The 22,129-nt window shown below is 70.3% G+C and carries 23 protein-coding genes; 7 read left to right on the top strand and 16 right to left on the bottom strand.

Translation table 11 applies throughout. The features are described from left to right. Positions 1 to 3: 3 nt before the first annotated feature. From LX12_RS14800 to eltD, 8 genes are read right to left on the bottom strand one after another with little or no spacing between them, the layout of a single operon-like run. Complete coding sequence (locus tag LX12_RS14800) at positions 4 to 477, bottom strand: ribose-5-phosphate isomerase (RefSeq protein ID WP_253655342.1); 474 nt, start codon at positions 475 to 477, stop codon at positions 4 to 6. Beyond that, on the bottom strand, positions 474 to 2,213 hold the full coding sequence (locus LX12_RS14795) for a dihydroxyacetone kinase family protein (RefSeq protein WP_253655341.1): 1,740 nt from the start codon (positions 2,211 to 2,213) through the stop codon (positions 474 to 476). The genes LX12_RS14800 and LX12_RS14795 overlap by 4 nt, the downstream gene beginning before the upstream one ends. Further along, a complete protein-coding gene (locus LX12_RS14790) occupies positions 2,210 to 3,385 on the bottom strand; it encodes an ABC transporter ATP-binding protein (protein ID WP_253655340.1) in 1,176 nt (391 codons plus the stop codon). The genes LX12_RS14795 and LX12_RS14790 overlap by 4 nt, the downstream gene beginning before the upstream one ends. Beyond that, entirely contained in the window at positions 3,382 to 4,515 is a 1,134-nt protein-coding gene (locus tag LX12_RS14785) for an ABC transporter ATP-binding protein (protein WP_253655339.1), read from the bottom strand. The genes LX12_RS14790 and LX12_RS14785 overlap by 4 nt, the downstream gene beginning before the upstream one ends. Continuing rightward, positions 4,515 to 5,417, bottom strand: a complete 903-nt coding sequence (locus LX12_RS14780; protein WP_253655338.1) for a carbohydrate ABC transporter permease — start codon at positions 5,415 to 5,417, stop codon at positions 4,515 to 4,517. The genes LX12_RS14785 and LX12_RS14780 overlap by 1 nt, the downstream gene beginning before the upstream one ends. Further along, positions 5,417 to 6,373, bottom strand: a complete 957-nt coding sequence (locus LX12_RS14775) for a carbohydrate ABC transporter permease (protein ID WP_253655337.1) — start codon at positions 6,371 to 6,373, stop codon at positions 5,417 to 5,419. Before LX12_RS14775 ends, LX12_RS14780 begins: the two co-directional genes overlap by 1 nt. A gap of 14 nt (positions 6,374 to 6,387) precedes the next feature. Further along, on the bottom strand, positions 6,388 to 7,791 hold the full coding sequence (locus LX12_RS14770) for an ABC transporter substrate-binding protein (protein WP_253655336.1): 1,404 nt from the start codon (positions 7,789 to 7,791) through the stop codon (positions 6,388 to 6,390). Between the two features lie 20 nt (positions 7,792 to 7,811). Further along, positions 7,812 to 8,906 carry an erythritol/L-threitol dehyrogenase gene (eltD, locus tag LX12_RS14765; RefSeq protein ID WP_253655335.1) on the bottom strand — a complete coding sequence of 365 codons (1,095 nt, stop codon included), beginning with the start codon at positions 8,904 to 8,906 and terminating at the stop codon, positions 7,812 to 7,814. 169 nt (positions 8,907 to 9,075) lie between these two features. Here eltD and LX12_RS14760 point away from each other — a divergent pair, with 169 nt between their 5' ends. Then, positions 9,076 to 10,059, top strand: a complete 984-nt coding sequence (locus LX12_RS14760) for a sugar-binding transcriptional regulator (RefSeq protein ID WP_253655334.1) — start codon at positions 9,076 to 9,078, stop codon at positions 10,057 to 10,059. Beyond that, positions 10,056 to 10,820, top strand: coding sequence for an SDR family NAD(P)-dependent oxidoreductase (locus tag LX12_RS14755; RefSeq protein WP_253655333.1), 765 nt, complete (start codon positions 10,056 to 10,058; stop codon positions 10,818 to 10,820). Before LX12_RS14760 ends, LX12_RS14755 begins: the two co-directional genes overlap by 4 nt. Positions 10,821 to 10,844: 24 nt before the next feature. Here the strand turns inward: LX12_RS14755 and LX12_RS14750 are convergent, their stop codons facing one another. From LX12_RS14750 to LX12_RS14735, 4 genes are read right to left on the bottom strand one after another with little or no spacing between them, the layout of a single operon-like run. Then, positions 10,845 to 12,326 (bottom strand): FGGY-family carbohydrate kinase, encoded by a 1,482-nt coding sequence (locus LX12_RS14750; protein WP_253655332.1) that lies wholly within the window; start codon positions 12,324 to 12,326, stop codon positions 10,845 to 10,847. A 17-nt stretch (positions 12,327 to 12,343) separates the two neighbouring features. Then, entirely contained in the window at positions 12,344 to 12,814 is a 471-nt protein-coding gene (ispF, locus tag LX12_RS14745) for a 2-C-methyl-D-erythritol 2,4-cyclodiphosphate synthase (RefSeq protein WP_253655331.1), read from the bottom strand. Between the two features lie 5 nt (positions 12,815 to 12,819). Further along, positions 12,820 to 13,521: a 2-C-methyl-D-erythritol 4-phosphate cytidylyltransferase gene (gene ispD / locus LX12_RS14740; RefSeq protein ID WP_253655330.1), complete on the bottom strand. Its 702-nt coding sequence runs from the start codon at positions 13,519 to 13,521 to the stop codon at positions 12,820 to 12,822. Between the two features lie 13 nt (positions 13,522 to 13,534). Next, positions 13,535 to 14,023 (bottom strand): CarD family transcriptional regulator, encoded by a 489-nt coding sequence (locus LX12_RS14735; protein WP_253655329.1) that lies wholly within the window; start codon positions 14,021 to 14,023, stop codon positions 13,535 to 13,537. A gap of 290 nt (positions 14,024 to 14,313) precedes the next feature. On the opposite strand from LX12_RS14735, the gene LX12_RS14730 reads away from it, so the two are divergent. Then, on the top strand, positions 14,314 to 15,114 hold the full coding sequence (locus tag LX12_RS14730; protein ID WP_253655328.1) for a copper chaperone PCu(A)C domain-containing protein: 801 nt from the start codon (positions 14,314 to 14,316) through the stop codon (positions 15,112 to 15,114). Positions 15,115 to 15,158: 44 nt separating this feature from the next. After that, on the top strand, positions 15,159 to 16,538 hold the full coding sequence (radA, locus tag LX12_RS14725; RefSeq protein ID WP_253655327.1) for a DNA repair protein RadA: 1,380 nt from the start codon (positions 15,159 to 15,161) through the stop codon (positions 16,536 to 16,538). Between the two features lie 335 nt (positions 16,539 to 16,873). On the opposite strand, the gene LX12_RS14720 is transcribed toward radA, so the two are convergent. Continuing rightward, on the bottom strand, positions 16,874 to 17,386 hold the full coding sequence (locus LX12_RS14720; protein ID WP_253655326.1) for a PaaI family thioesterase: 513 nt from the start codon (positions 17,384 to 17,386) through the stop codon (positions 16,874 to 16,876). 78 nt (positions 17,387 to 17,464) lie between these two features. On the opposite strand from LX12_RS14720, the gene disA reads away from it, so the two are divergent. Next, entirely contained in the window at positions 17,465 to 18,547 is a 1,083-nt protein-coding gene (gene disA / locus LX12_RS14715; protein ID WP_253655325.1) for a DNA integrity scanning diadenylate cyclase DisA, read from the top strand. Positions 18,548 to 18,553: 6 nt separating this feature from the next. On the opposite strand, the gene LX12_RS14710 is transcribed toward disA, so the two are convergent. Then, positions 18,554 to 19,309 carry a hypothetical protein gene (locus tag LX12_RS14710; RefSeq protein ID WP_253655324.1) on the bottom strand — a complete coding sequence of 252 codons (756 nt, stop codon included), beginning with the start codon at positions 19,307 to 19,309 and terminating at the stop codon, positions 18,554 to 18,556. A 95-nt stretch (positions 19,310 to 19,404) separates the two neighbouring features. Then, the gene (locus tag LX12_RS14705; RefSeq protein WP_253655323.1) at positions 19,405 to 20,058 is read right to left on the bottom strand and encodes a carbonic anhydrase; all 654 of its coding nucleotides are present in this window, start codon (positions 20,056 to 20,058) and stop codon (positions 19,405 to 19,407) included. Between LX12_RS14705 and LX12_RS14700 the strand changes: the two genes are divergently transcribed. Next, positions 20,057 to 21,010, top strand: a complete 954-nt coding sequence (locus LX12_RS14700; RefSeq protein WP_372505035.1) for an HhH-GPD family protein — start codon at positions 20,057 to 20,059, stop codon at positions 21,008 to 21,010. The genes LX12_RS14705 and LX12_RS14700 overlap by 2 nt on opposite strands. Here the strand turns inward: LX12_RS14700 and LX12_RS14695 are convergent. Further along, positions 20,965 to 21,780 (bottom strand): alpha/beta fold hydrolase, encoded by an 816-nt coding sequence (locus LX12_RS14695; RefSeq protein WP_253655321.1) that lies wholly within the window; start codon positions 21,778 to 21,780, stop codon positions 20,965 to 20,967. The two genes, LX12_RS14700 and LX12_RS14695, sit on opposite strands and share 46 nt — an antisense overlap. Here LX12_RS14695 and mhuD point away from each other — a divergent pair. Continuing rightward, positions 21,779 to 22,087, top strand: a complete 309-nt coding sequence (gene mhuD / locus LX12_RS14690) for a mycobilin-forming heme oxygenase MhuD (RefSeq protein WP_253655320.1) — start codon at positions 21,779 to 21,781, stop codon at positions 22,085 to 22,087. The two genes, LX12_RS14695 and mhuD, sit on opposite strands and share 2 nt — an antisense overlap. Positions 22,088 to 22,129: the final 42 nt, after the last annotated feature.

Here is a 22,129-nt window from a genome sequence, read left to right as displayed (position 1 = left end):
CGCTCAGCAGTCCCCGCCGGACTCGTATCCCCGCAGGGCATCGACCTTCGCCGCCGAGGCGCTCGACTGGTCGAAGGTGTACTCCAGCCACTCCTTGGCGAGCCGACGGGCCAACTCGACGCCGACGACGCGCTGTCCGAAGCACAGGACCTGCGCGTCGTTCGAGAGCACCGACCGTTCCACCGAGAAGCTGTCGTGGGCGGTCACGGCGCGGATCCCGGCCACCTTGTTGGCACTGATCGCCATCCCGAGCCCGGTCCCGCACACCAGCAGGGCCCGGTCGGCCTCACCGTCCGCGACCATCCGAGCCGCCGCCACCGCGACGTGCGGGTACGCGGTGTGGTCGGCGTCTCCGGACACCCCGACGTCGGTGACCACCTCGACACGGCCGTCGGCCTCGAGGTCCCGCTTGAGGATCTCCTTGTACTCCAGACCGGCGTCGTCGGCACCGACGACGATCCGGAACTTCTCGCTCATCGCGGACCTCCTGTGGTGTGGGTGGCCAGTTCGGACGCGACGGTCTGCGCGCACATGGCCAGGGACGTGGCGCCGGCGTCGGGGGTGCCGACGCTGCGCTCGGCGAGCGGTCGGGCGCGGCCGACGCGGGGCCGCAACTGCGCGGTGTCCGCGGCCGCGGTGGTGGCGACCTCGGCGGCGTGTGTCCACGCCTCCTGCCACGGGCTGCCGTCGGCGAGACCACGCTCGAGGTCGTCGACGAACGGGCCGAGGGCGTCGAGCATCGTCTTGTCCCCCGGCGCGGCACCGCCGAGGGCGATGAGCGCGTCGTACCCGTCGCGCACGCCCTGCGCGATGGCCGTGCCGTCGGGCCTGCCGGTGTCGCCGAGGGCCGCGCCGATCGCGGTGAGCATCGCTCCCCAGAGCACGCCGGATGTGCCGCCGGCCTGCGACGCCCACGCCGATCCGGCGGCGGCCAGTGTCGACGACGGACCGGCGCCCGCCTCGACCGCCTCGTCGGCGGCCCGCGCGCCCGCCGAGGATCCCTTGACCATCCCGCGGCCGTGGTCGCCGTCGCCGGCGACGGCGTCGATGCGGCCGAGCTCGTCCTCGGCGTCGGCCAGCATCGCGGCCATCGCTCTCAGCGTCCGCGCGATGCGGGCCGCCGCGTCGCGACCGTCGTCGTCGGACAGCAGCGACGGGTCGACGGTCTCGGTGGTGGCGGAGTCGTCGGCGGATCGCCGCTCCCCGCGATCCGTCACCGCGACGCCCTTGCGGTACGCCGGCGTGTCGGCGGGCGCGGTCCACAGACGTTCGAGTTCCTCGTCGAGCCACATCACCGTCAGCGAGCACCCGGCCATGTCGAGGCTGGTGACCAGCTCACCGACCTCGGGCTCCACTATGGTGTACCCGCGCTCGCGCAGCAGGCGCGCGACGCTCCCCCACACGACGAACAGCTCCTCGTACTTGGTGCGTCCGAGACCGTTGAGGATCACGGCGATCCGTCCGGTGCGGTCGGCGGGCTCCTCGGCCAGCACGCCGTCGACGAGGGTGCGGGCGAGGTCTGCGGCCGTCGGCAGAGGTTCGTCGGACACGCCGGGCTCGCCGTGGATGCCGAGGCCGACGCCCATCTGTCCCACGGGCACGGTGAACAGGGGATCGCTCGCGCCGGGCATGGTGCAGCCGTCGAAGGCGACACCGAGGGTGCGGGTGGCGTCGTTGGCGGCACGCGCCACGCGAACGACCTCCGCGAGATCGGCGCCCTCCTCCGCAGCGGCCGACGCGCACTTGAACACCGTAAAGTCCCCGGCGATGCCGCGTCGCCGCGGTTCCTCACCGACCGGCGCGCTGGCGACGTCGTCGGTGACCGCGACGTACTCGGCGTCGATCCCCTCCGACCGCAGCTGCGTGACCGCGAGGCCGAAGTTCATGACATCCCCGGCGTAGTTGCCGGTGGTGAGCAGCACGCCCGCGTCGGAGTGCGCGGCCCGCGCGACCGAGGTCGCGTCGTCGGCCGACGGCGAGGTGAAGATGTTACCCACCACGGCACCGTCGGCGAACCCGGGACCGACGACGCCGCAGAAGGCCGGGTAGTGCCCGGACCCGCCGCCGACCACCACCGCCACCTTCCCGCGCGGGGTGGTCGTCGCGCGCACCACGCCTCCCCGCACGCCCGCGACACGGTCGGCGTGGACGTCGAGGAAGCCGGTCAGCATGTCGTCGGTGAACTGCGCCGGGTCGTCGTGCAGGCGGGTCACCGTAGACGCTCCCCACTCGACGCGTCGAAGAGGTAGACGCGTTCGGCCGGGGCGTCGACGACGACGCGGTCCTCGGCGGACCACGTCTGCTCGGGCGGCGTCGCGACGACGATGCCCTCCTCGCGCCCGGGCACGGTCGCGGTGGCGAGGCCGAACTCGAGCAGATGCTCGAAGTACGCGACGGTGGCGGAGACACCCGATGTCGCCGCGGCCGGTACACCCGTACCCTGCGTCTCGTCCGCAGCGCGGACGGTCGCGTCCTGGGGACGGATCCCGACCGTCACCGCGGTGCCGTCGGCGACGGACTCGACGGTGGTCGCCAGGGCCCCACCACCCGAACCGATCTCGACGACGACGCGACCGTCGCGATGCCGCGCCACGCCCGGGAGGACGGTGATCGCGGGCTCGCCGACGAACTGCGCGACGAAGAGGTTGGACGGGTCGTCGAAGACCTCGTCGGGGGTCCCGAACTGCTGCACCACACCGCCGTCCATCACGGCGAGACGGTCGGCGAGCGAGAGCGCCTCCACCTGGTCGTGGGTGACGACGATCGTGGTGTAGCCGAACTCGCGCTGCAGCACCTTGAGTTCGCGGCGGACCCGCTGACGCGCGGACGCGTCGAGGTGGCTCAGCGGCTCGTCCAGCAACAGCACCGGCGGGTTCCGCACGAGCGCACGCGCCAGGGCGACGCGCTGCTTCTGACCGCTCGACAACCCGGCCGGGCGGAGGTCCATCATGTCGGTCATCTCGAGGCGCTCGGCGATGGCGTCGACCTTGGCGGCGGCGTCGGGCACCTTGCGGGCCTTCAGCCCGTAGAGGAGGTTCTCGCGCACCGACATCGGCGGATAGAGCGCGTAGCTCTCGAAGCCGACGCCGACGCGTCGCTGCGCCGCCGGCATCTGCGAGACCTCGGTGTCGCCGATGCGGATCGACCCGCTGGTCACCGTCTCCAGACCCGCGATCATCCGCAGCGTCGTGGTCTTCCCGCAGCCGGACGGTCCGAGCAGCGCGATCAATTCGCCGGGCTCGATGGCCAGGTTCAGTCCCTTGACGGCGCGGAACTCCTCCCGCCCCCGGGCCGAGTAGGTCTTCACCAGGTCCGACAGGGTCAGACTCTGCGCGCCCTGTGTCACCTGCTCGCCGCCGCGACGGCGTTCGGACAGGATGCTCATGCGAGTGCCTCCATGCTGCTGGTCCGCACGGCGTCGAGCCGGGCGGTGTCCTCGCCGCCGGAGCCGGCGGCGAAGAGGTGGATGTCGTCGGGGGCGACGGTCAGCGTCACCTCGGATCCCTCGCCGACCCCGGAGCGACTGGAGACGAGCACGACGACCTGCTCGCCGCCCGCCTGCACCGTGAGTTCGACGTTGCGACCGAGACGTTCGGCAAGCAGGACCCGACCACGGATTCCCTCCGCGGATCCGTCCCCGACGGACAGGTCGCACGGACGCAGCCCGACGCGCACACGGTCGCCCCGCGACACCTGCGCACCGGCGGGAACCGCGAGGTCGACGCTGCCGTCGCCGAGGCGGAACGTCGCGCCCCCGTCACCGGCGTCGACCACCGCGTCGAGCAGGTTCATCTCCGGCTGACCGAGCGCCCGGGCGACGAACGTGTCCGCCGGACGTCGCCAGATCTCCTGCGGTGTACCGATCTGCACGAGCTCGCCCTCTCGCATGACCGCGATGCGGTCACCGAGGGCGAGGGCCTCCTGGTAGTCGTGCGTGACGTACACCGTCGTGGTGTTCGACATCTGGCCGAGCTGCTTGAGCTCGGCGCGCATGGCCGCGCGGAGCTTCGCGTCGAGATGGCTCAGCGGCTCGTCGAGCAGGTAGACGTCGGCCGGGCGCACCAGCACTCGGCCGAGGGCCACACGCTGCCGTTGCCCGTTCGACAGCTCCCGCGGGAACCGCTGCAGCAGATGGTTGATGCCGAGGGTGGTGGTCACCTGGTCGATGCGCTCGCCCCGCTGGGCCGACGAGTACTTGCCCGTGCGACCGGATTTGAGCGGCGACGCCAGGTTCTCACTGACCGTCTTCTGCGGGTAGAGCGCATAGCTCTCGAACGCCATCGCGACGTTGCGGTGATACGGCTCCACCCGGGTCATGTCGACACCACCGATGTGCACCGAACCGGCGTCGACGTCGACGAGCCCGGCGATCGACTTGAGAGTCGTCGTCTTCCCCGCCCCGCTGGGGCCGAGGATGACGAAGAACTCGCCGTCGGCGATGTCGACGGAGATGTCGGACACCGCTGTCGTCTTTCCGTAGGTCTTGCGCAGTCCGCGCAGTTCCATTGTGGCCATCAGGATTTCACCGCTCCGAAGGACAGGCCCCGCACGAGGTACCGCTGGATGGTCAGCGCCAGGACCAGCGGGGGCAGGGCTGCGATCACCGCCGCCGCGGCGGTGAGGTTGTAGTAGGCCTGGCCGCCGCCACCGAGGAACTTGGTGATGGCGACGGTGACCGTGCCGGCGTTGCTGTCGGCGAGGATCAGCGGGAACACGTAGTTGTTCCAGGCGAAGATGAACGCCAACAGCGCGGCGGCCGCGATGCCGGGGCGCACCATCGGCAGCGCGACCATGACGAACGCGCGGCTGCGGGTGTACCCGTCGAGGAGGGCGGCCTGCTCGAGGTCCTCGGGGAGATCCTGGAAGTAGGACCGCAGGATCCACACGACCAGCGGCATCGTCACCAACTGCAGCACCCAGATCATGCCGACCTTGGTGTCGAACAGACCCACCTGGTTGTAGATGACGAACAACGGGACGATCACCATCAGCTCCGGGGCGAACCGGAACGAGAGCATCTGGAACATCAGGTCGTCGCTGCCGCGGTACTTCCACCGACCGGCCGCGTAGGCCGCGGGGATGCCGATCACCAGCGAGACGATCACCGCGCCACCACAGTTGAGGACGCTGGTCCACAGCGACGCGGTGAAGTCGACGCTGGTCATCCGCTCGCCCTTGCTCGAGAGCACGGTGGCGAAGTTCGACCACGTCGGGCTGAACGAGAAGTACGTCGTGGTCTGCTCGGCCGAGTTCTTCAGCGCGAGGATCACCATCCACGCGATCGGGAACAGCGAGAAGACGAACCACACCAGGAGGGTGAGGTCGGCTGCGACCGACCCGCCGGTGATTCGCTTGCGACCGGGCAGCAGCTCCTCTCGACGCGGGAGGTGCGGCTTGGGGACACGAATGCCGGCCATCAGGACTCCGCTCCGGCAGCACGACGCTGCGCCTTGCCCAGCACGCCCACGAGGATGCGTGCGGTGATGAACACGAGGATCCAGAGCAGCAGCATGTAGGTGCTGCCGCGGGAGTAGTCGAGGTTGATGATCGAGTCCTCGAACGCACCGATCTGCAGGGTGCGGGTCGCGACACCCGGGCCACCCGCGGTGAGGACGTAGATGTGGTCGAACACCTTGAGGTTGTCCATGAACCGGAAGATGACGGCCACCAGGATGTACGGCCAGATCATCGGCAGCATCAGCTTTCGGAACATGTAGAACCACCCGGCGCCGTCGATCTCGGAGGCCTCGAACGGCTCCTTCGGCAGCGACCGGATGCCGGCGAGCACCAGGATCGCGACGAACGGGGTGAAGATCCAGATGTCGACGAGGATCACCGAGAACAGCGCGTTCGACTTCGACAGCCAGTCGAACGTGCTGCCGAGACCGAAGACGTGGTTGAGGATGCCGAACTGCGGGTTGAACATCAGCTTCCAGATCACGCCCGCGATGACGGGCGCGATCATCAGCGGCAGGATGAGCACCTTCTCGAAGATCTTCCCGACGATGCTGGACCTGTTGAGCAGCAACGCGAGTCCCACGCCGAGGAGCGTCTCGAGGAGCGTCGCACCGACCGCGAAGACCGCGGTGGTGCGCACGCTCGACCAGAAGATCTCGTCCCCGAGGACGGACTTGAAGTTGTCGAACCACACGAAGACCGGGTCGGGGTTGACCGCGGCGTAGTTCAGGAACGCGTAGTAGGCGCCCACCACGAACGGGTAGAGGATGCCGATGACGATCGCCACCGCGGGGAGCGACAGCAGGTAGGGCCGGAGCCGTCGGCGCCAGGAGGGCACCTCCGGCAACGACCTGCCGGGCACCGGATCCGGTGCGGCGGAGGACGCCTCGGTGGGCGTCGACGTCTGGGTTGACATGGTGGTCCCGCCCTCTACAGGTTGACTTTGGACGTGTTGGTCTTGGCCAGGCTGTTCAGCCGCGACTGCGCGTCGTCGCCGCCGTAGATGTCCTGGAGCGCCACCGCCCAGTCCTTCGTCGTGTCGAAGAACTTCTTCTGCGGGGTGAACTGGATCTTCGACGAGCCGATGACGGTCTCGAAGGTCTCGAGGTAGCCGGGCTGGTTCGCCGCGATGCGCGTGAACGTGGTGTCGAACACCGACTTCCGTACGGGATCGGCGTAGATGCCGCCCTCGACGGCCTTGTTCATCGACTCCTTGCCGGTCGCCCACTGCATGAACAGCCAGGCCGCGGGCTTGCGCTTCGAGCGGGCGTTCATCGCCCAGCTCCACGTCCACAGGTTCGTCCGGTAGTTGCCGTCGGGCCCGGCGGGGCCCGGGTACCAGCCGAGGTTGCCGGCCTCCTTGCTCGCGCCCGGCTTGTTCTTCGGGTACGTCGCGGAGTCGGCGTCGTAGACCATCATCGCGGTCCCGTCGCCGAGATCACCGGTGGCCTGCGGGTAGTCGTAGGTGGTCCACGACGTCGGCCCGGCAGCCTTCTGCATCTCGGTCCACTTCTTCGTGAACTCGACCGCCTTCGGGCTGTTCATCTCCGCGATGAGGTCGGAGCCCTGGACGCGGTAGTCGACGGCGCCCTCACGCGTGTACTGCGTCATGAAGCCGGGGTGGATGGTCGCCCACGACTTCGACCCGCGGGTGGCGATGCCGTAGCGGTTCTCCGACCGGTCGGTGAGATCGGTGGCGAGCTGGATGAAATCGTCGAACGTGGTCGGGAGCTTGATGCCGCGGCGGTCGAAGTAGGCCTTGTTGTAGGCGACGACGTTGTTCTCGAAGCCCCACGGGATGGCCCACTGGCCGCCCGAGCCGATCGGGTTGCCGAGCTCGAAATCCCACCGCGTGGACTGTCGCAGGCCTTCGAAGATGTCCTCGAAGTCGTACCCCTGGTTCGTCGCCGAGGCGTTGGCGATCCACGGGCCGAGGTCCTCGAGCCACCCGGGCGGGCCGTACTGCCAGATGAAGTAGGCACCGAGCATGAAGCAGTCGTGTTTGCCGGTACCACCGGCGAGTTCGGTGTTCAGCTTGGTGAAGTAGTCGGCCTCGGGGACGAGATCGACCTTCACCTCGATGCCGGTCAGTTCGGTGAACTCGGCCAGCAGCGGCTGGTACGAGAGCTGGTACGGGTGCGGGGTCTGCAGGATCGAGAGCGTCTGGCCCTTCTGGCTCTTCCAGTCGAACGCCCCCGTGACCGCCGACGCGCCGTTGGGCTCGTTCACGCGACCGCCGATACCGCAGGCACCGAGGATCGGCACCGTCGCCGCCGCGGCACCCGCGATGCCTATCGCGCGCAACACGTCCCGGCGCGAGAAGCGCCGGTCCATCGGGGATCCCTGCGACGCCATCAGACCGCCGCCTCGGGGATGAGGGAGACCTTGACCGACTCCCGGCCGGACCCGACCATGTCGAGGCCCTTCTGGAACTCGGCGAGCGGGAACTGGTGCGTGCAGATCTCGTCCATCGGGAGGCGTCCCGACTCGATCATCGCGATCGCCGCGGGCCAGCAGTTCGGTCCGAGGTGAGCACCGAGGACGTCGAGCTCCTTGTCGTCGCTGATGATGCTCCAGTCGACGGACGCCTCACTGCCGAAGACGCCGTACTCGACGTAGCGACCGAGCTTGCGGAGGATGTTCAGCCCCTGCCCCACGGCCGACGGGTGGCCGGTGCCCTCGAGGTACACGTCGGCGCCGTAGCCCTCGGTGAGGTCGCGGACGATCGCGATCGCGTCCTCCTCGGCGATGTTGATCGTCAAATCGGCACCGCACCTCGTCGCGAGCTCGAGCTTCTCCGGTGCCATGTCCAGGGCGATGACGCGCATGGGGTTCTTGGACTTCGCGCCGGCGATCATGCCGAGGCCGATGGGGCCGCAGCCGGCGACGACGACGGTGTCCTCGAACTGGATCCGCGCGCGCTCGACGGCGTGCAGCGAGCACGAGAGCGGCTCGGCGAACGCGGCGTGCTGTGGGGCGATGTCACCGGGGACCTTGTGCACCAGGGCCTCGGCAGGGAACACCATGTACGACGCCATCGCGCCGGGGGTGCGGCGCTTGAATCCGTAGAGGTCGTGCGGTGCGCACATGTGGTACTCGCCGCGACGACAGAAGCGGCACTCCCAACACGGCACGATCTGCTCGGAGACCACCCGGTCACCCACGGCGATGCCCCAGCGCCGCGCGGCGGCATCGTCGAGCTGCACGACGCGACCGGCGAACTCATGGCCGGGGATCACCATGGTCTCGGCCCAGGCGGGACGGTTCTCGTCACCCCAGAACTTGGCGGCACCGTGGTAGCACTTCAGGTCGCTCGCGCAGATGCCGACCGCCTCGACGGCGACCAGGGCCTCCCCGGGGCCGGGTGTGGGCACGACCACCTCCTCGAGCCGGTAGTCCTCCGGCCCGTGGCACACCACGGCCTGCATCTTCTCGGGGATCTCGCTCATGTCTTCTCCTCGCGCGGTGAGCCGCGTCATGCGTCACCGGATCTGTGGTGGCAGTCACATTAACGACGGCGCATCCCTCGCGCAAGCAAATGTTCAGAACACCTGTTCATGTTGGCGGGTGTCGTGAACACATGCTCACGGCATCCGCCGCGGTGCCATACTCATCGCCATGGCCCTGCCCGACCCCGGCGTCTACGACCCGGCGCTGCTCTATGCGGCAGCACGCCTCTACTACGAGGAGGACGCCACGCAGGCGGAGGTCGCGGCCCGTCTCGGCACCAGTCGAGCGACCGTCTCGCGACTGCTCGCGGAGGCGAAGAGGTGCGGGATCGTACGCATCGAGGTGGTGCCGCCCGGGTCCGACCTGCCCGCCGACGAACTCTCCCGTCGCGTCGCCGACCTGCTCGGACTCGAGTCGGTGTACCTCTCCCCCGCACTGCCGCCCACCTCGGGACGGTCGGCCGTCGACGTGATGGGCGGGACCCTGGCACCGGCGGTGGCCCGTGCACTGTCCGAGGCCGGGCTCGCACCGGGCGACGTGCTGCTCGTCTCGTCGGGACGGACCGTCTACGAGGTGTCCCGGTTCGACCTCACGCCGCTCCCGGGTGTGCTCGTCGCACCGACGGTCGGCGGCAACGACCAGCCCGAGGAGTGGTACCAGACCAACGAGATCACCCGTCGCGTCGCCAATCGCGTCGGTGGCCGGGCGACCTACCTGTTCGCGCCGGCGCTCCCGGGCCCGAACCTGCACCCCTCCCTGCTGCAGGACCCGAGCATCCAACGGGTTCTCGACCTGTGGCCGCAGGCCCGCTGCGCCCTGATGGGCATCGGCGCACCACCTCTCAGCCGCTCCGACATCCCACGGTTCGTCCCGACCGACTCCACGTCACTGCGACGTGCGGTCGGTGACGTGTGTTCGCGCTTCTACGACCGCGAGGGCGTCCCCGTCGGCTTCGAGGGCATCGACAGGCTCATCGCGATCGACCTCGAGATCCTGCGACGGATCCCGGTGACCATCGCCGTCGCGGTCGGGTCCGACAAGGTCGAGTCCATCATCGGCGGGGCGCGCGGCGGGTACTACCGCCGTCTGGTCACCGACCCGGCGACCGCCGGTGCCATCGTCGCCGCACTCCCCCAGGAGGTCATCGCGTGAGCGACATCCGTCTCGACGGCGCACGGACACTCGTCACCGGTGCGACCCGCGGGCTCGGCGCGGACATCGCGCGGGCGTTCGCGGCGGCGGGCGCACGGCTCGTGCTGTCCGGGCGCTCCGCCGACGACCTCGAGGCGCAGGCGACATCTCTTCGAGAGCAGTTCGACGTCGAGATCGCATGCTGCCCGGCGGATCTCGCCGCGGACGACGGCCCCGAACGTCTCGTCGCCGACGCGGTCGCCGCGTTCGACGGTCTCGACGTCCTGGTCAACAACGCGGGCGTGTCCCACCCGGCGTCGGTGCTCGATCTCGACGCCCCCGGCTTCGACGCGACCGTCGCCGTGAACCTGCGCGCCCCCGCACTGCTCGCCGCCGCTGTGGGCCGCGACATGGTGCAGCGCGGCATCCGGGGATCGATCGTCACCGTCGCCTCCGCGGCGGCGCTCACACCGCTGGCCGAGCACTACGCCTACTCGGCGACTAAGGCCGGTCTCGTGATGGCGACGAAGGTGCTGGCCCTGGAACTCGGTCCGCACGGCATCCGCGCGAACTCGGTGTGCCCCACGGTGGTCCTCACCGACATGGGCCGTCGGGTGTGGGGCGACGAGGCGAAGGCCGCACCGTTGATGGGTCGGATCCCGCTGCAGCGCTTCGCCGAACCGCACGAGGTGTCCGACGCGATCGTGTGGCTGGCGTCGGACGCCGCGTCGATGATCTCCGGCGTCGACCTCCCGATCGACGGTGGCTACACGTCGGCCTGACCCCTCGCCGAGGGCGGGTGCCACTCAGCGCTCGGAGATCCGCCCCAGGGCGTGGACGTGGGATCGCGTGGCCGGGTAGAGATCTCGCCACTGCGCATAGAGATCGTCGTACAACTCACGCACATTCGGGTTCGGGACGATCTCGCGCTCGAGGGTGGTCCAGTCGGTCTCCGGGGGCACCAGTCCGGTCCCGATGGCGGCGAGCAGCGCGTCACCGTAGCTCGCCCCGATGCCCTCCGCGGGGACCAACTGCGTGCGGCCCGTGACGTCCGACAGCGTCTGAGCCCAGATCGGGCTCCGCAGTCCGCCACCGACGGCGATGGTGCGCACCGTCGGGCTCGCCGCGTCGAAGCGTTCGAGGATGTGGCGGATGCCGAACGAGATGCCCTCGTACGCTGCGCGGAACAGGTGGCCGCGGGCGTGCCGCAAGGTCAGCCCGGCGAGCACACCGCGGGCGTCGGGATCGAAGACGGGCGTGCGCTCACCGGCGAGGTAGGGAAGGAACAGCAGGCCGTCGCTGCCGGGCGGCACCTCGAGCGCCTCGGCCATCAACTCGTCGAACGACGCGCCACCGGTGACGGTCTGCAGCCAGGTGGTCAGGCTGCCCGCGGTCGACGTGCCCGCGGCGAACGTCAGGCTGCCCGGCTCCACCCCGGCGGTGGTCCACAGCGCGGGATCGGTGTGGTAGCCGTCCAGGACCTGGACGCAGAACATCGTCGAGCCGTACATCAGCATGAGGTCGCCGGGCGAACGCGCCCCGACGGAGAACGCCTCGGCGTAGGCGTCGACGGTCCCCGCGACGACCGGCGTGCCCTCGGGGATGCCGGTCGCGACGGCGGCGTCGGCGGTGACCGTCCCGACGACGTCGCGCGGCCACACCAGTCGAGGCATCTCGAGGTGACCGCAGATGCGCTGCGTCCACTCGTCGTTCCACCGGAACTCCCGGGTGAGGTAGAGCGGGTCGCACTGGCTGGCGGTGTGGTGGTCCATCACGTACTCGCCGGTGAGTCTCGCCGCGACGAAGCTGTTCGACCCGTACCAGCGCCGCGCGGCGGCGAAGACCTCGGGTTCCTCCCTGCGGACCCACTCGATCTTCGGGCCCACGGCCTGGCTCGACAGGGCCGTGCCGGCCTGCTCGACGATGGCCTCGGCGCCGAGTTCCTCGGTCAGCGCGTCGATCTCGCGGTGTGCGCGGCTGTCGATGCCGTAGAGGATCGCGGGACGCAACGGCGTCCCGTCGGCGTCGCACAGCACGAGGCAGGGGCCGACACCACTCACACAGACCCCTGCGAGACGGGACCCGGCGGGCATCTGCGCCGTCAGTTCCTGTGCGACGGATCGGATCTCGGACCACCACAGGGCGTCGGCGTCGACCTCGGCCCAGCCGGGCCGGGGGAGCGAGATCTGGTGGGCCACGGTCCGGGAGGCGAGGACGACCCCGTCCGGGTCGACGAGGACGCCTTTCGTGCTCCCGGTGCCCATGTCGATGCCGAGCAACAGATCCACGCGCTCCACAGTAGGCGTCAGTCGTCGCGGGCGAGGAGCAACGCCGTCGCGACAGCCGCCACACCCTCGCCGCGCCCGGTCAGTCCGAGCCCGTCGGTGGTGGTCGCCGACACCGAGACCGGTCCGCCGGCGAGATCGGACAGCAGGCGCTGTGCCTCGTCGCGGCGGGGACCGATCTTGGGTCGGTTGGCGATGACCTGCACCGCCGCGTTGCCGACCGTCCATCCGGCGTCGGCGACGAGGCCGCGGACGTGGGTCAGCATGGTCGCGCCGTCGACACCGTCCCACTCGGGGCGACCGGTGCCGAACACGGCGCCCAGGTCACCGAGACCGGCGGCCGACATCAGCGCGTCGCACAGCGCGTGGATGCCGACGTCGCCGTCGGAGTGACCCTCGCAGCCGTCGGTGTCGGGGAAGTGGAGTCCGACCATCCAGCACGGCTTGCCCGGCTGGAACGGGTGTACGTCGGTGCCGATGCCGACCCGCATGCCGGTCACGGCGTCGCCGGCGCCGCGGCCGCACCCTGCTCGCACAGCATGCGTGCGAGCCGCAGGTCCCACTCGGTGGTGATCTTGAAGGCCATGAGGTCACCGTCGACGACGTGGACACCCATGCCCAACGCCTCGGCCAGACCGGCGTCGTCGGTGGCGTCGGCACCCGACGCGTGCGCCCGGGCGAGCGCCTCGGGCCGGAAGCCCTGTGGGGTCTGCACGGCGCGCAACGGCGAGCGATCGACGGTGGCGACCACCGTCCCGTCGACGTCGACGCGCTTCAGGGTGTCGGTGACGGGGACGGCGGGGATCACGGCATCGTGTCCGGACAGCACTGCGTCGACGACACGTGCGAACACCGCGGGAGGGGTGAGCGCCCTGGCGGCGTCGTGGACGAGCACGACGTCGGGTTCGGACGTCCCGGCGCCGACGGTGGCCGCAAGGCATGCGCGGACCGAGTCGCTGCGGACCGATCCCCCGACGACGACCTGGGCATCCGGGACGTCGGCGCGGGTGGCCGCGATCAGATCGGCCGGGACCGCGACGACGACGTGACCGACCCCGGCCGCGAGCACGCCGTCGACGCAACGCTGCAGGATGGTGCGACCGGCCAGGTCGACGAAAGCCTTGGGGATCCCCGCGCCGAGTCGAGTGCCCGACCCGGCGGCAGGGATCAGCGCCACCGTCGAGGCGGCGGAGGTCATGGTGTGTCGACCGTCAGGACGCGGCGGCGAGGACCTCGTCGAGGATCGTCGACGCCTTGGCGTCGTCGGTGCCCTGGGCGAGCGAGAGTTCGTCGACGAGGACACGACGAGCGCGGGTCAGCATGCGCTTCTCACCCGCGGACAGACCACGGTCCTGCTCGCGACGCCACAGGTCGCGGACGATCTCGGCGACCTTGATGATGTCGCCGGAGATGAGCTTCTCCTGGTTGGCCTTGAACCGGCGGGCCCAGTTGGTCGGCTCCTCGGTGTGCGGGGCACGCAGGACGTCGAACACGCGGCCGAGGCCCTCTTCACCCACGACGTCGCGGACACCGACGTACTCGAGCTTCGTGGACGGGATCTGGACGGTCATGTCACCGTCGGCGACCTTGAGGACGAGGTACTCCACCTGCTCACCCTTGATGGTGCGGACCACGATGTCTTCGACCTTCGCAGCGCCGTGGTGGGGGTATACGACGGTGTCACCGACTTTGAAATTCACAGTTCACTTGCCCCTTTCGATGGGGCCAGTCTAGCACGGGGGTGTTCCGTGCATCACACAACGGTGCAGGTCAGGGGCCTACCAGCGGCTATCCACAGCCGGGGCGCCCCGCGGACGCGCCGTTGCGGGCGTCCCCGACACGCCGTCGGGGCCCCACCCGCGCGCCCTGACGTCGCTGGGCGGCGCGGTGTTTGCGCACCCGAGGCACCGGTGGCGTCCGCGAGCCACTACGCTCCGTAGTGCATCGTCGGCGCGACCCGCACGGGTCCCGAGGCTGAAGAGGAATCCCGGTGGCAGAGCAGTCCCCCGCCCAGGTCGCCCGTTCACAGCGCGGCATCGTTCGCGTGGCCGCAGCGGCCGCCATCGGCTCGGCACTCGTGTTCGGCGTCGCCGCGTGCGGCGCGGGCCAGATCTCGCAGACCGCCAACCAGGAGGCCGCGGTCAACGGCGGCAGCGCCACCGTGGGGCAGCTCGCCCTGCGCGACGTGCACATCACCTACCCGCGGGTCAACGCCGACGACGCCTTCGTCAACGGTGGCCCCTTCGAGGTCGCGTTCCTCATCTCGAACAACAGCGCCTACCAGGACGACACCCTGCAGTCGATCACCGTCCCCGGCGGCGGCTCGGCCACCATCTCCGGCAGCCGCGCCCTCCCGGCGACCAAGTCGCTGCGCGCCGGACAGCCGTCGTTGCTGCTGACCGACGCGCCGGAGGGGTCGGCGTCGTCGTCGGCCGAGGTGCCGTCGTCGCAGGTCGCGGCGCAGGAGTCGCAGGCCGGCTCGGTGGGCAACTCCCCCGACCCGACCGAGACCCGCATCACCGTGACCCTCACCGGGATGGGCACCAAGGTCCGTCCGGGGCTCACCGTCCCTCTGGAGTTCACCTTTCAGCGAGCGGGCAAGGTCACCGTCAACGTCCCCGTCGACGCGGGCTACGTGAACCAGCGTCGCGACTCGCAGTTCCTCAACCGCGAGAACGCCGAGGCGAACGAACAGAACGAGCGCACCAACGAGGGCAGCGAGGGCGGCTCCGGCCAGGACAACTACGGGTCGAACCTGCCGAACACCGGCTCCGGCGGCACCGCCGGCTGATCCGCCTCCCCGGTACTGTCGGCGCTCGCCGATAGGGTCACGCCGTGGCCAAGCCCCGTCCGAGTTACCGCTGCACCGCCTGCGGGCACCGATCCCCGAAGTGGGTCGGACGCTGCCCCGACTGCGGTGAGTGGGGCACCGTCGACGAGGCACCCGCCGCCGCGTCGTCGGGCCGCCCCGGTGCGGCCACCGTCGCCCCCGCGTCGCCGGCCAAGCGCATCACCGAGGTCGACGCGACCGCCGCGGACGCACTGCCCACCGGGATCAGTGAACTCGATCGTGTGCTCGGCACCGGGGTGGTCCCCGGGTCGGTCGTCCTGCTCGCCGGTGAGCCCGGCGTCGGGAAGTCGACGTTGTTGCTGGAGACCGTGAAGCGCTGGGCCGAGAAGGGGCGCCGCGCCCTGTACGTCACCGGCGAGGAGTCCGCCGCACAGGTGCGCCTGCGGGCCGAACGCACCGGCGCGGTACACAGCGAGGTGTTCCTGGCGGCCGAGACCGACCTCGACACCGTGCTCGCCCATGCAGAACAGGTCGCACCGACGTTGATGATCGTCGACTCCGTGCAGACCATGATCGCCGGCGGCGCCGACGGCGTGAACGGCGGTGTCACCCAGATCCGGACCGTGACCACGGCTCTCACCTCACTGGCGAAGAACACCGGGATCTCCGTCGTGCTCGTCGGACACGTCACGAAGGAGGGGGCCGTCGCGGGACCGCGGACGCTGGAGCACATGGTCGACGTCGTGCTCGCGTTCGAGGGCGACAAGCACTCGGCGCTGCGGATGGTGCGCGGCATCAAGAACCGCTTCGGCGCGTCCGACGAGGTCGGGTGTTTCGAGCAGCGCGGCGACGGCATCCATGAAGTCCCCGACCCGACCGGCCTGTTCCTGCACCACCGCGACGACGACGTCCCGGGCACCGCGATCACCGTGACCATGGACGGTCGTCGGCCATTGGTCGCCGAGGTGCAGGCCCTGGTCACGCCGACGCAGATGGCCTCCCCGCGACGGGCGGTCAGCGGACTGGACTCGCCACGCGTGGCGATGATCCTCGCGGTGCTCGAGGGTCGGATCGCGGTGAAGGTCTCCGACGTGGAGGTCTACGTCGCGACCGTCGGCGGCATGAAGATCACCGAACCCGCCGCCGACCTCGCGATCGCACTGGCCATCGGGTCCATCCGCCGGATGAAGGCGTTGCCCCGCTCGACGGTCGCGATCGGCGAGGTGGGTCTCGCCGGCGAGGTCCGCCGGGTGGGCGCGATCGGTCGCCGCGTCGCGGAGGCCAAGCGCCTCGGCTTCCGGCACGCGATCGTCCCTGCCGGCTCCGGCGACCTGCCGTCGGGCATCCGCATCACCCAGGTCGCGGACCTGCACGAGGCCGTCCGCGCCGCCCTGGTCACCTCGGTGGACGCGTACTCGTTCTGAGAAGCACTCGTCCTGAGACGTACTCGTCCTGAGACCGCCCGGCCCGCCTGTCGCGACCGCCGTTCGTTGGGCACCCGGAACCGTTCGTTGGGCGTTTGGAGCCGTTCGTTGGGCAGTTGGAACCGTTCGTCGGGCGTTGGGAGCCGTTCGTTGGGCGTTTGGAGCCGTTCGTTGGGCAGTTGGAACCGTTCGTCGGGCAGCCGAAACCGTCACAGCAGGTTTCGCACGCGACATCGCGGCCTCGCCACCCCATGACGGATTCGCCTTCGCGACCCGGCGGGCAAAACCAGGCGATGGTGGCGAACTCGGGAAAGGTCGGGCGAACCCCGATCGCGTCAGGGCCGGGTGGCCGCGAAGTGGGCCCGGGGGTCGACCACGACGAAGATGCCGTGCCCGGCGGCGAGCGGTTCGGCGTCGGGTCCGGCGGCGTCGTCGAACGCCTCGACGGCGCTGTAGACCTTCCGCCGCTGCCGGCCGAGCACGCGACCGACCAGCCGGAGCGTGGTGCCGACCGGGATCGGCCGGGCGTAGTCGACGTCGAGGACCGCGGTCACCGCGACGACGCCGAGGTGCACGTTCGCCAGACCCATCATCTCGTCGAACAGCGTCGAGACGATGCCGCCGTGGATCACGCCGGGACCACCCTCGAACCGTGGTTCGACGACGAGAGTGGCTGTGGCGGTGAGGTTCTCGCCGAACACCGCCCGGAGATGCAATCCGTTCTCCGCGTCCGGACCGCAACCGTGGCAGCGCGGGTTGTGGGGCGGGACGGCCTCCCCGATCGCCGGGGCGGCCGGGTCGCGTCGCGCCGGCTCGAGGTCGTCGGGGACGACGAAGGTGGTCTTCACGCACCGCGAATCTAGTCGTCGTTAGGCTTGTCCCCGGTCGCGGCCCCCGTCGCGACCGGGGACAGCAGAGGACTCTCGATGGTGGACGCGGCGCACGGCGACCTGCTGCGGGCGACGATCGCCCGCGTCGCCCCGGGCACCGGCCTGCGCGACGGACTGGAGCGCATCCTGCGCGGCCGGACCGGCGCGCTCATCGTCCTCGGTTACGACGACGCCGTCGAACGCATCTGTGACGGCGGGTTCCACCTCGACGTCGAGTTCGCCCCGACCCGCCTGCGCGAGCTGTCGAAGATGGACGGCGCCGTGGTGCTGTCGACCGACGGCAGCAAGATCGTGCGCGCGAACGTGCAGCTCGTCCCCGACCCCTCGATCCCGACCGAGGAGTCCGGCACCCGCCACCGCGCCGCCGAACGGACCGCGGTGCAGACCGGGCACCCCGTGATCTCGGTGAGCGCGTCGATGTCGATCGTCTCGGCCTACGTCGACGGCGTGCGCTACGTCGTCGAGGGTTCCGACCCGATCCTGTCGCGCGCGAACCTCGCCGTCGCGACCCTGCAGCGGTACAAGACCCGGCTCGACGAGGTCAGCGCGGGGCTGTCGCGGGCCGAGATCGAGGACTACGTCTCGCTGCGCGAGGCCATGACCGCCGTCCAGCGGATGGAGATGGTCCGGCGCGTGTCCGTCGAGATCCAGCAGTACGTCCTCGAACTCGGCAGCAACGGCCGACAGTTGGCGCTGCAGTTGGAGGAGCTCGAGGGCGACAACGACACGATCCGTGAACTCGTCGTGCGCGACTACTACTCGAGCCCGGAGCCGGCGTCCACCGAGGAGGTCCGGCAGGCGCTGGAGGCCATCGAGACCCTCAACGACACCGACCTGCTCGACTCGACGCTGCTCGCCGGGGCCTTCGGCTACCCGACGACGCTCGACGCGCAGGACACGACGATGAACCCGCGCGGCTACCGGTTGCTGTCCCGCATCCCGGGGCTGCAGTTCGCGCACGTCGACCGCCTGGTCCGCAACTACGGCACGCTGCAGGCGCTGCTCGCGACGAGCGCAGCGGACCTGCAGGCCGTCGACGGGATCGGCGAGATCTGGGCCCGCCACATCCGCGAGGGCCTCTCGCGCCTCGCCGAGACCACGATCGAACGCTTCGACTGACGCCGCTCAGCGGCTGGGCGGGTCCGCGAAGTTGAACGTGATGGGCGCGCTCACCTTGGTGCCCAGGTTCCCGACGGCCTGGTACGGCCCGGCCGGTGCGACGACGCGCGGCGTCTTGCAACCCGGGGTACTGGTCGTCCCCGACCACACGATGGTGTCCCGGAACTGCTGCGCCGGCTTGAGGGTCTGGTTGTTGATCGACGCGATCGGCGAGCAGTCGGTGGCCGACCAGATGTAGCGCGTCCCGTCGAGGCTGCGCACGGTCACGTTCTGCATGTCCTTGCCGACGTCGCGCGTGCAGTCGGCGAGCCCGGCGTTGGTGACGACGATCGTGAACACCGGCTTATCCCCGACGGTGTACGTCGGCTTGTCGGTGTAGAGCACCACCGAGATGTTCTGGTCCGGGCACAGACCCGACGCGGGCACCGCGGTCGGGTTCGCCGACGGCGTCGTGGAACCGGGGACGACGACACCCGACGCATTCGTCGACGCGGGCACCTGTCCGGGCGCCCCGCCGGATCCGCCCGAACCCGCCGAACCACTCCCGGGCACCGCACTGTCCGACGCGTACGGCGGCAGCGAGAGCGATGGCGACGACGAGGGCGCGACCGACGCGCTGGTGTTCCGCGGCGAGTCCGACCCGCCCGACGCCCACACGATCAGTCCGATGATCACCGCGACCACGACGACCACGACGGCGATCGCCAGCGCACGACGGCGCCAGTAGATCTCCGGTGGCAACGGGCCTGACGGTTCCAACACAGAAGAAACGCTAGAGGTCGGACCACATCCGCGGTCCGACCTCTGGCGGCGTGTCGTCACAAAGTGACGGGCGCTACTGGGTTCTCAGTCGATTCCTAGGATGACGCGGCGACAGCGTGCGCCTCGTCGGGCGCGTCGTCGACGGCACCGATGGCCTGCCGCAGGTAGGCCTTGCCCTCGGCCAGGCTGTAGGTGAGCCCGACGATGCCGACCTTGCCCGACTCCACGCCGTCGGAGACGATCGAACTCCGCTCGAGCAGGCGAGCAGCGGTCTCCGACACGTGCTTGGCCTCGAAATCGGCTGTCTCGGTGAGGCCTTCGCTGCGGCCGAGGAGGATGCTCGGCGTCACCTTCTCGACGACGTCGCGGATGTGGCCGCCGGGCAGCTCGTTGGTGTCGAGGGCCTTGATGGTCGCGCCGACCGCGCCGCAGCTGTCGTGGCCGAGCACCGCGATGAGCGGCACGCCGAGCACCGCGACGGCGAAGTCGATCGACCCCAGCACGGCGGAGTCGATCGCCTGGCCGGCGGTGCGGATGACGAAGAGATCACCGAGGCCCTGGTCGAAGATTATCTCGGCGGCGACCCGGGAGTCCGAGCAGCCGAAGAGGATCGCCTTGGGGTGCTGGCCCTGGGTGAGCCGGGTGCGGTCCTCGATACCCTGACTCGGGTGAGCGGGTGTGCCCGAGACGAACCGGTCGTTTCCGTCGCGCAGATCGCGCCATGCCTGTGCGGGGGTGATGTCTGCCATGCATGACATTGTGCCGACAATCGGACAGGACGCCGTTGTGACTTTCCACGAATCCCTGCTGGCCTGGTTCGACGACCACGAGCGCGACCTCCCGTGGCGGGCCGACGACGTGTCCGCGTGGCAGATCCTGATCAGCGAGATCATGTTGCAGCAGACCCCTGTCGCGCGCGTGATCCCGAAGTGGCTGGAGTGGATCGAGCGGTGGCCGGTGCCGTCGGCGATGGCGCGTGAGAGCGTCGGCGAGGTCGTGCGCGCCTGGGGCAAGCTCGGCTACCCGCGGCGCGCGATGCGACTGCACGAGTGCGCGACGGTCCTCGCCGACCGCTTCGACGACGAGGTGCCGAGCGACGTCGACACGCTGCTGACCCTGCCCGGTGTCGGCGACTACACCGCCCGCGCGGTCGCCTGCTTCGCCTTCGACGCACCGGTCCCGGTGGTGGACATCAACGTCCGACGGGTGATCGCCCGCGCGATCCACGGTCGTGGGGACGCCGGGTCCCCCGCACGTACGGATCTCGCCGACGCGCAGGCACTGCTGCCGCCACGGGTCGACATCGCCCCCCGGTTCTCCGCCGCGCTGATGGAACTCGGCGCGCTGGTCTGCACGGCGCGCACCCCGTCGTGCGCTGCCTGCCCCCTCCCCGACTGCGCGTGGGTGCAGGCGGGGCGGCCCGCGGTGACGACGCCGAAGAAGGTGCAGCGGTTCGCCGGCACCGATCGCCAGGTGCGTGGCCTCATCCTCGACGAGTTCCGTTCCGCCACAGGTCCTGTGGAGCGGGTGCGGCTCGACACCGTCTGGACGAGGGATCCCGGGCAACGGGAGCGGGCGCTCGACTCGCTGCTCGCCGACGGGCTCGTCGAGACATCCGACGGGAGCCTGTTCTGGCTCGCCGGCGAGGGAACCGGTCAGGGCAGGGTCGACGACAGGAACGCCTCGACCGCACCACGATAGGTCTCGGGGCGGTCGTCGTGCACGAGGTGCCCCGCACCCTCGACGACGAGATGCGTTGCCAGCGGGTTCATCTGCGCCATCCGCGCCATCTGTCCGGGCGGCGTGACGCCGTTGCCGGCCTCGATCAGCAGCGACGGCACCGACACCGCGGCCCATTCGTCCCAATACGACCGCACACCCCACTCGTCGGCGATCGCCTGCCACACCCCGAGGTCACCGTGGATCGCACCGTCGTCGAAGGCGTCGTGGAAGTAGCGGCCCGCGACGGGGCCGAACACCTCCGCGGCATGCGCGGGCGAGTCGAGCCGTGCGGGCCAGTGCGCGAACACCTCCGACCACTCGGCGGTGGTGCGGCCACGGAAGTCGGGCGCCATGTCCTCGACGACGAGCGCGGAGACCAGCTCGGGATAGGCCGCGGCGGCGCAGAACGCGTGCAGCGCACCCATCGAGTGGCCGATCAGGACCGCCGGTCCGCTGTCGATCCAGACCAGGGTCTCGGCGATGTCGGCGACGAACCGTTCGGTCGCGATCTCGTCGGCGCCGAGGTCGTCGATGTCGACGCCGCCCGCCCCGGTGTGGAACGCGGCGTCGACGGTGAACACCCGTCCGTAGCGCCGCAACCACGGGATCTGCCGCCGCCACGTGCGTCCGCGTCCCATCAGACCGTGCAGCAGGAGGATCGGTGGGACGTCGTGGGCCTCGTCGTCGACCGCGCTCCCGTGATCCAGCAATCCGGACTCGGCGGGCACGGTCGATACGATAGCGGGCATGGCAGTCGTGAAGATCAACGCGATCTCCGTCCCCGAGGGCGCGGGTCCGGAGCTCGAGAAGCGGTTCGCGAACCGCGCCCACACCGTCGACGGGACGCCCGGTTTCCTCGGCTTCCAGCTGCTGCGCCCGGTGAAGGGCGACGATCGCTACTTCGTCGTCACGCAGTGGGAGTCCGATGAGGCGTTCGCCGCGTGGGCGGGCGGCCCGGCGCGCGAGGCGCACGCCGGCGAGCGCGCGAACCCGGTCGCGAGCGGCGCCGACCTCCTCGAGTTCGAGGTCGTGCTGGACGCACGCCCCTCGTCCTGACGGGCGCGCACCACCTCTCCGCGAGAACCGGGCACACGCGAC

This window comes from Williamsia serinedens, from assembly GCF_024171725.1.
Taxonomy (GTDB): domain Bacteria; phylum Actinomycetota; class Actinomycetes; order Mycobacteriales; family Mycobacteriaceae; genus Williamsia_A; species Williamsia_A serinedens.
Note: the sequence above shows the minus strand (reverse complement) of the source record. Positions and strands in the feature narration are given on the sequence as shown.

Excerpts from the sequence above, each read along its gene's own strand:
- mhuD (WP_253655320.1), top strand. The coding sequence starts at position 21,779 with ATGGCAGTCGTGAAGATCAACGCGATCTCCGTCCCCGAGGGCGCGGGT.
- LX12_RS14770 (WP_253655336.1), bottom strand. The coding sequence starts at position 7,791 with ATGGACCGGCGCTTCTCGCGCCGGGACGTGTTGCGCGCGATAGGCATC.
- LX12_RS14790 (WP_253655340.1), bottom strand. The coding sequence starts at position 3,385 with ATGAGCATCCTGTCCGAACGCCGTCGCGGCGGCGAGCAGGTGACACAG.
- LX12_RS14785 (WP_253655339.1), bottom strand. The coding sequence starts at position 4,515 with ATGGCCACAATGGAACTGCGCGGACTGCGCAAGACCTACGGAAAGACG.
- eltD (WP_253655335.1), bottom strand. The coding sequence starts at position 8,906 with ATGAGCGAGATCCCCGAGAAGATGCAGGCCGTGGTGTGCCACGGGCCG.
- LX12_RS14700 (WP_372505035.1), top strand. The coding sequence starts at position 20,057 with ATGCATGACATTGTGCCGACAATCGGACAGGACGCCGTTGTGACTTTC.
- disA (WP_253655325.1), top strand. The coding sequence starts at position 17,465 with ATGGTGGACGCGGCGCACGGCGACCTGCTGCGGGCGACGATCGCCCGC.
- LX12_RS14780 (WP_253655338.1), bottom strand. The coding sequence starts at position 5,417 with ATGGCCGGCATTCGTGTCCCCAAGCCGCACCTCCCGCGTCGAGAGGAG.
- LX12_RS14760 (WP_253655334.1), top strand. The coding sequence starts at position 9,076 with ATGGCCCTGCCCGACCCCGGCGTCTACGACCCGGCGCTGCTCTATGCG.
- LX12_RS14705 (WP_253655323.1), bottom strand. The coding sequence starts at position 20,058 with ATGGCAGACATCACCCCCGCACAGGCATGGCGCGATCTGCGCGACGGA.
- LX12_RS14800 (WP_253655342.1), bottom strand. The coding sequence starts at position 477 with ATGAGCGAGAAGTTCCGGATCGTCGTCGGTGCCGACGACGCCGGTCTG.
- ispD (WP_253655330.1), bottom strand. The coding sequence starts at position 13,521 with ATGACCTCCGCCGCCTCGACGGTGGCGCTGATCCCTGCCGCCGGGTCG.
- LX12_RS14695 (WP_253655321.1), bottom strand. The coding sequence starts at position 21,780 with ATGCCCGCTATCGTATCGACCGTGCCCGCCGAGTCCGGATTGCTGGAT.
- LX12_RS14775 (WP_253655337.1), bottom strand. The coding sequence starts at position 6,373 with ATGTCAACCCAGACGTCGACGCCCACCGAGGCGTCCTCCGCCGCACCG.
- ispF (WP_253655331.1), bottom strand. The coding sequence starts at position 12,814 with ATGCGGGTCGGCATCGGCACCGACGTACACCCGTTCCAGCCGGGCAAG.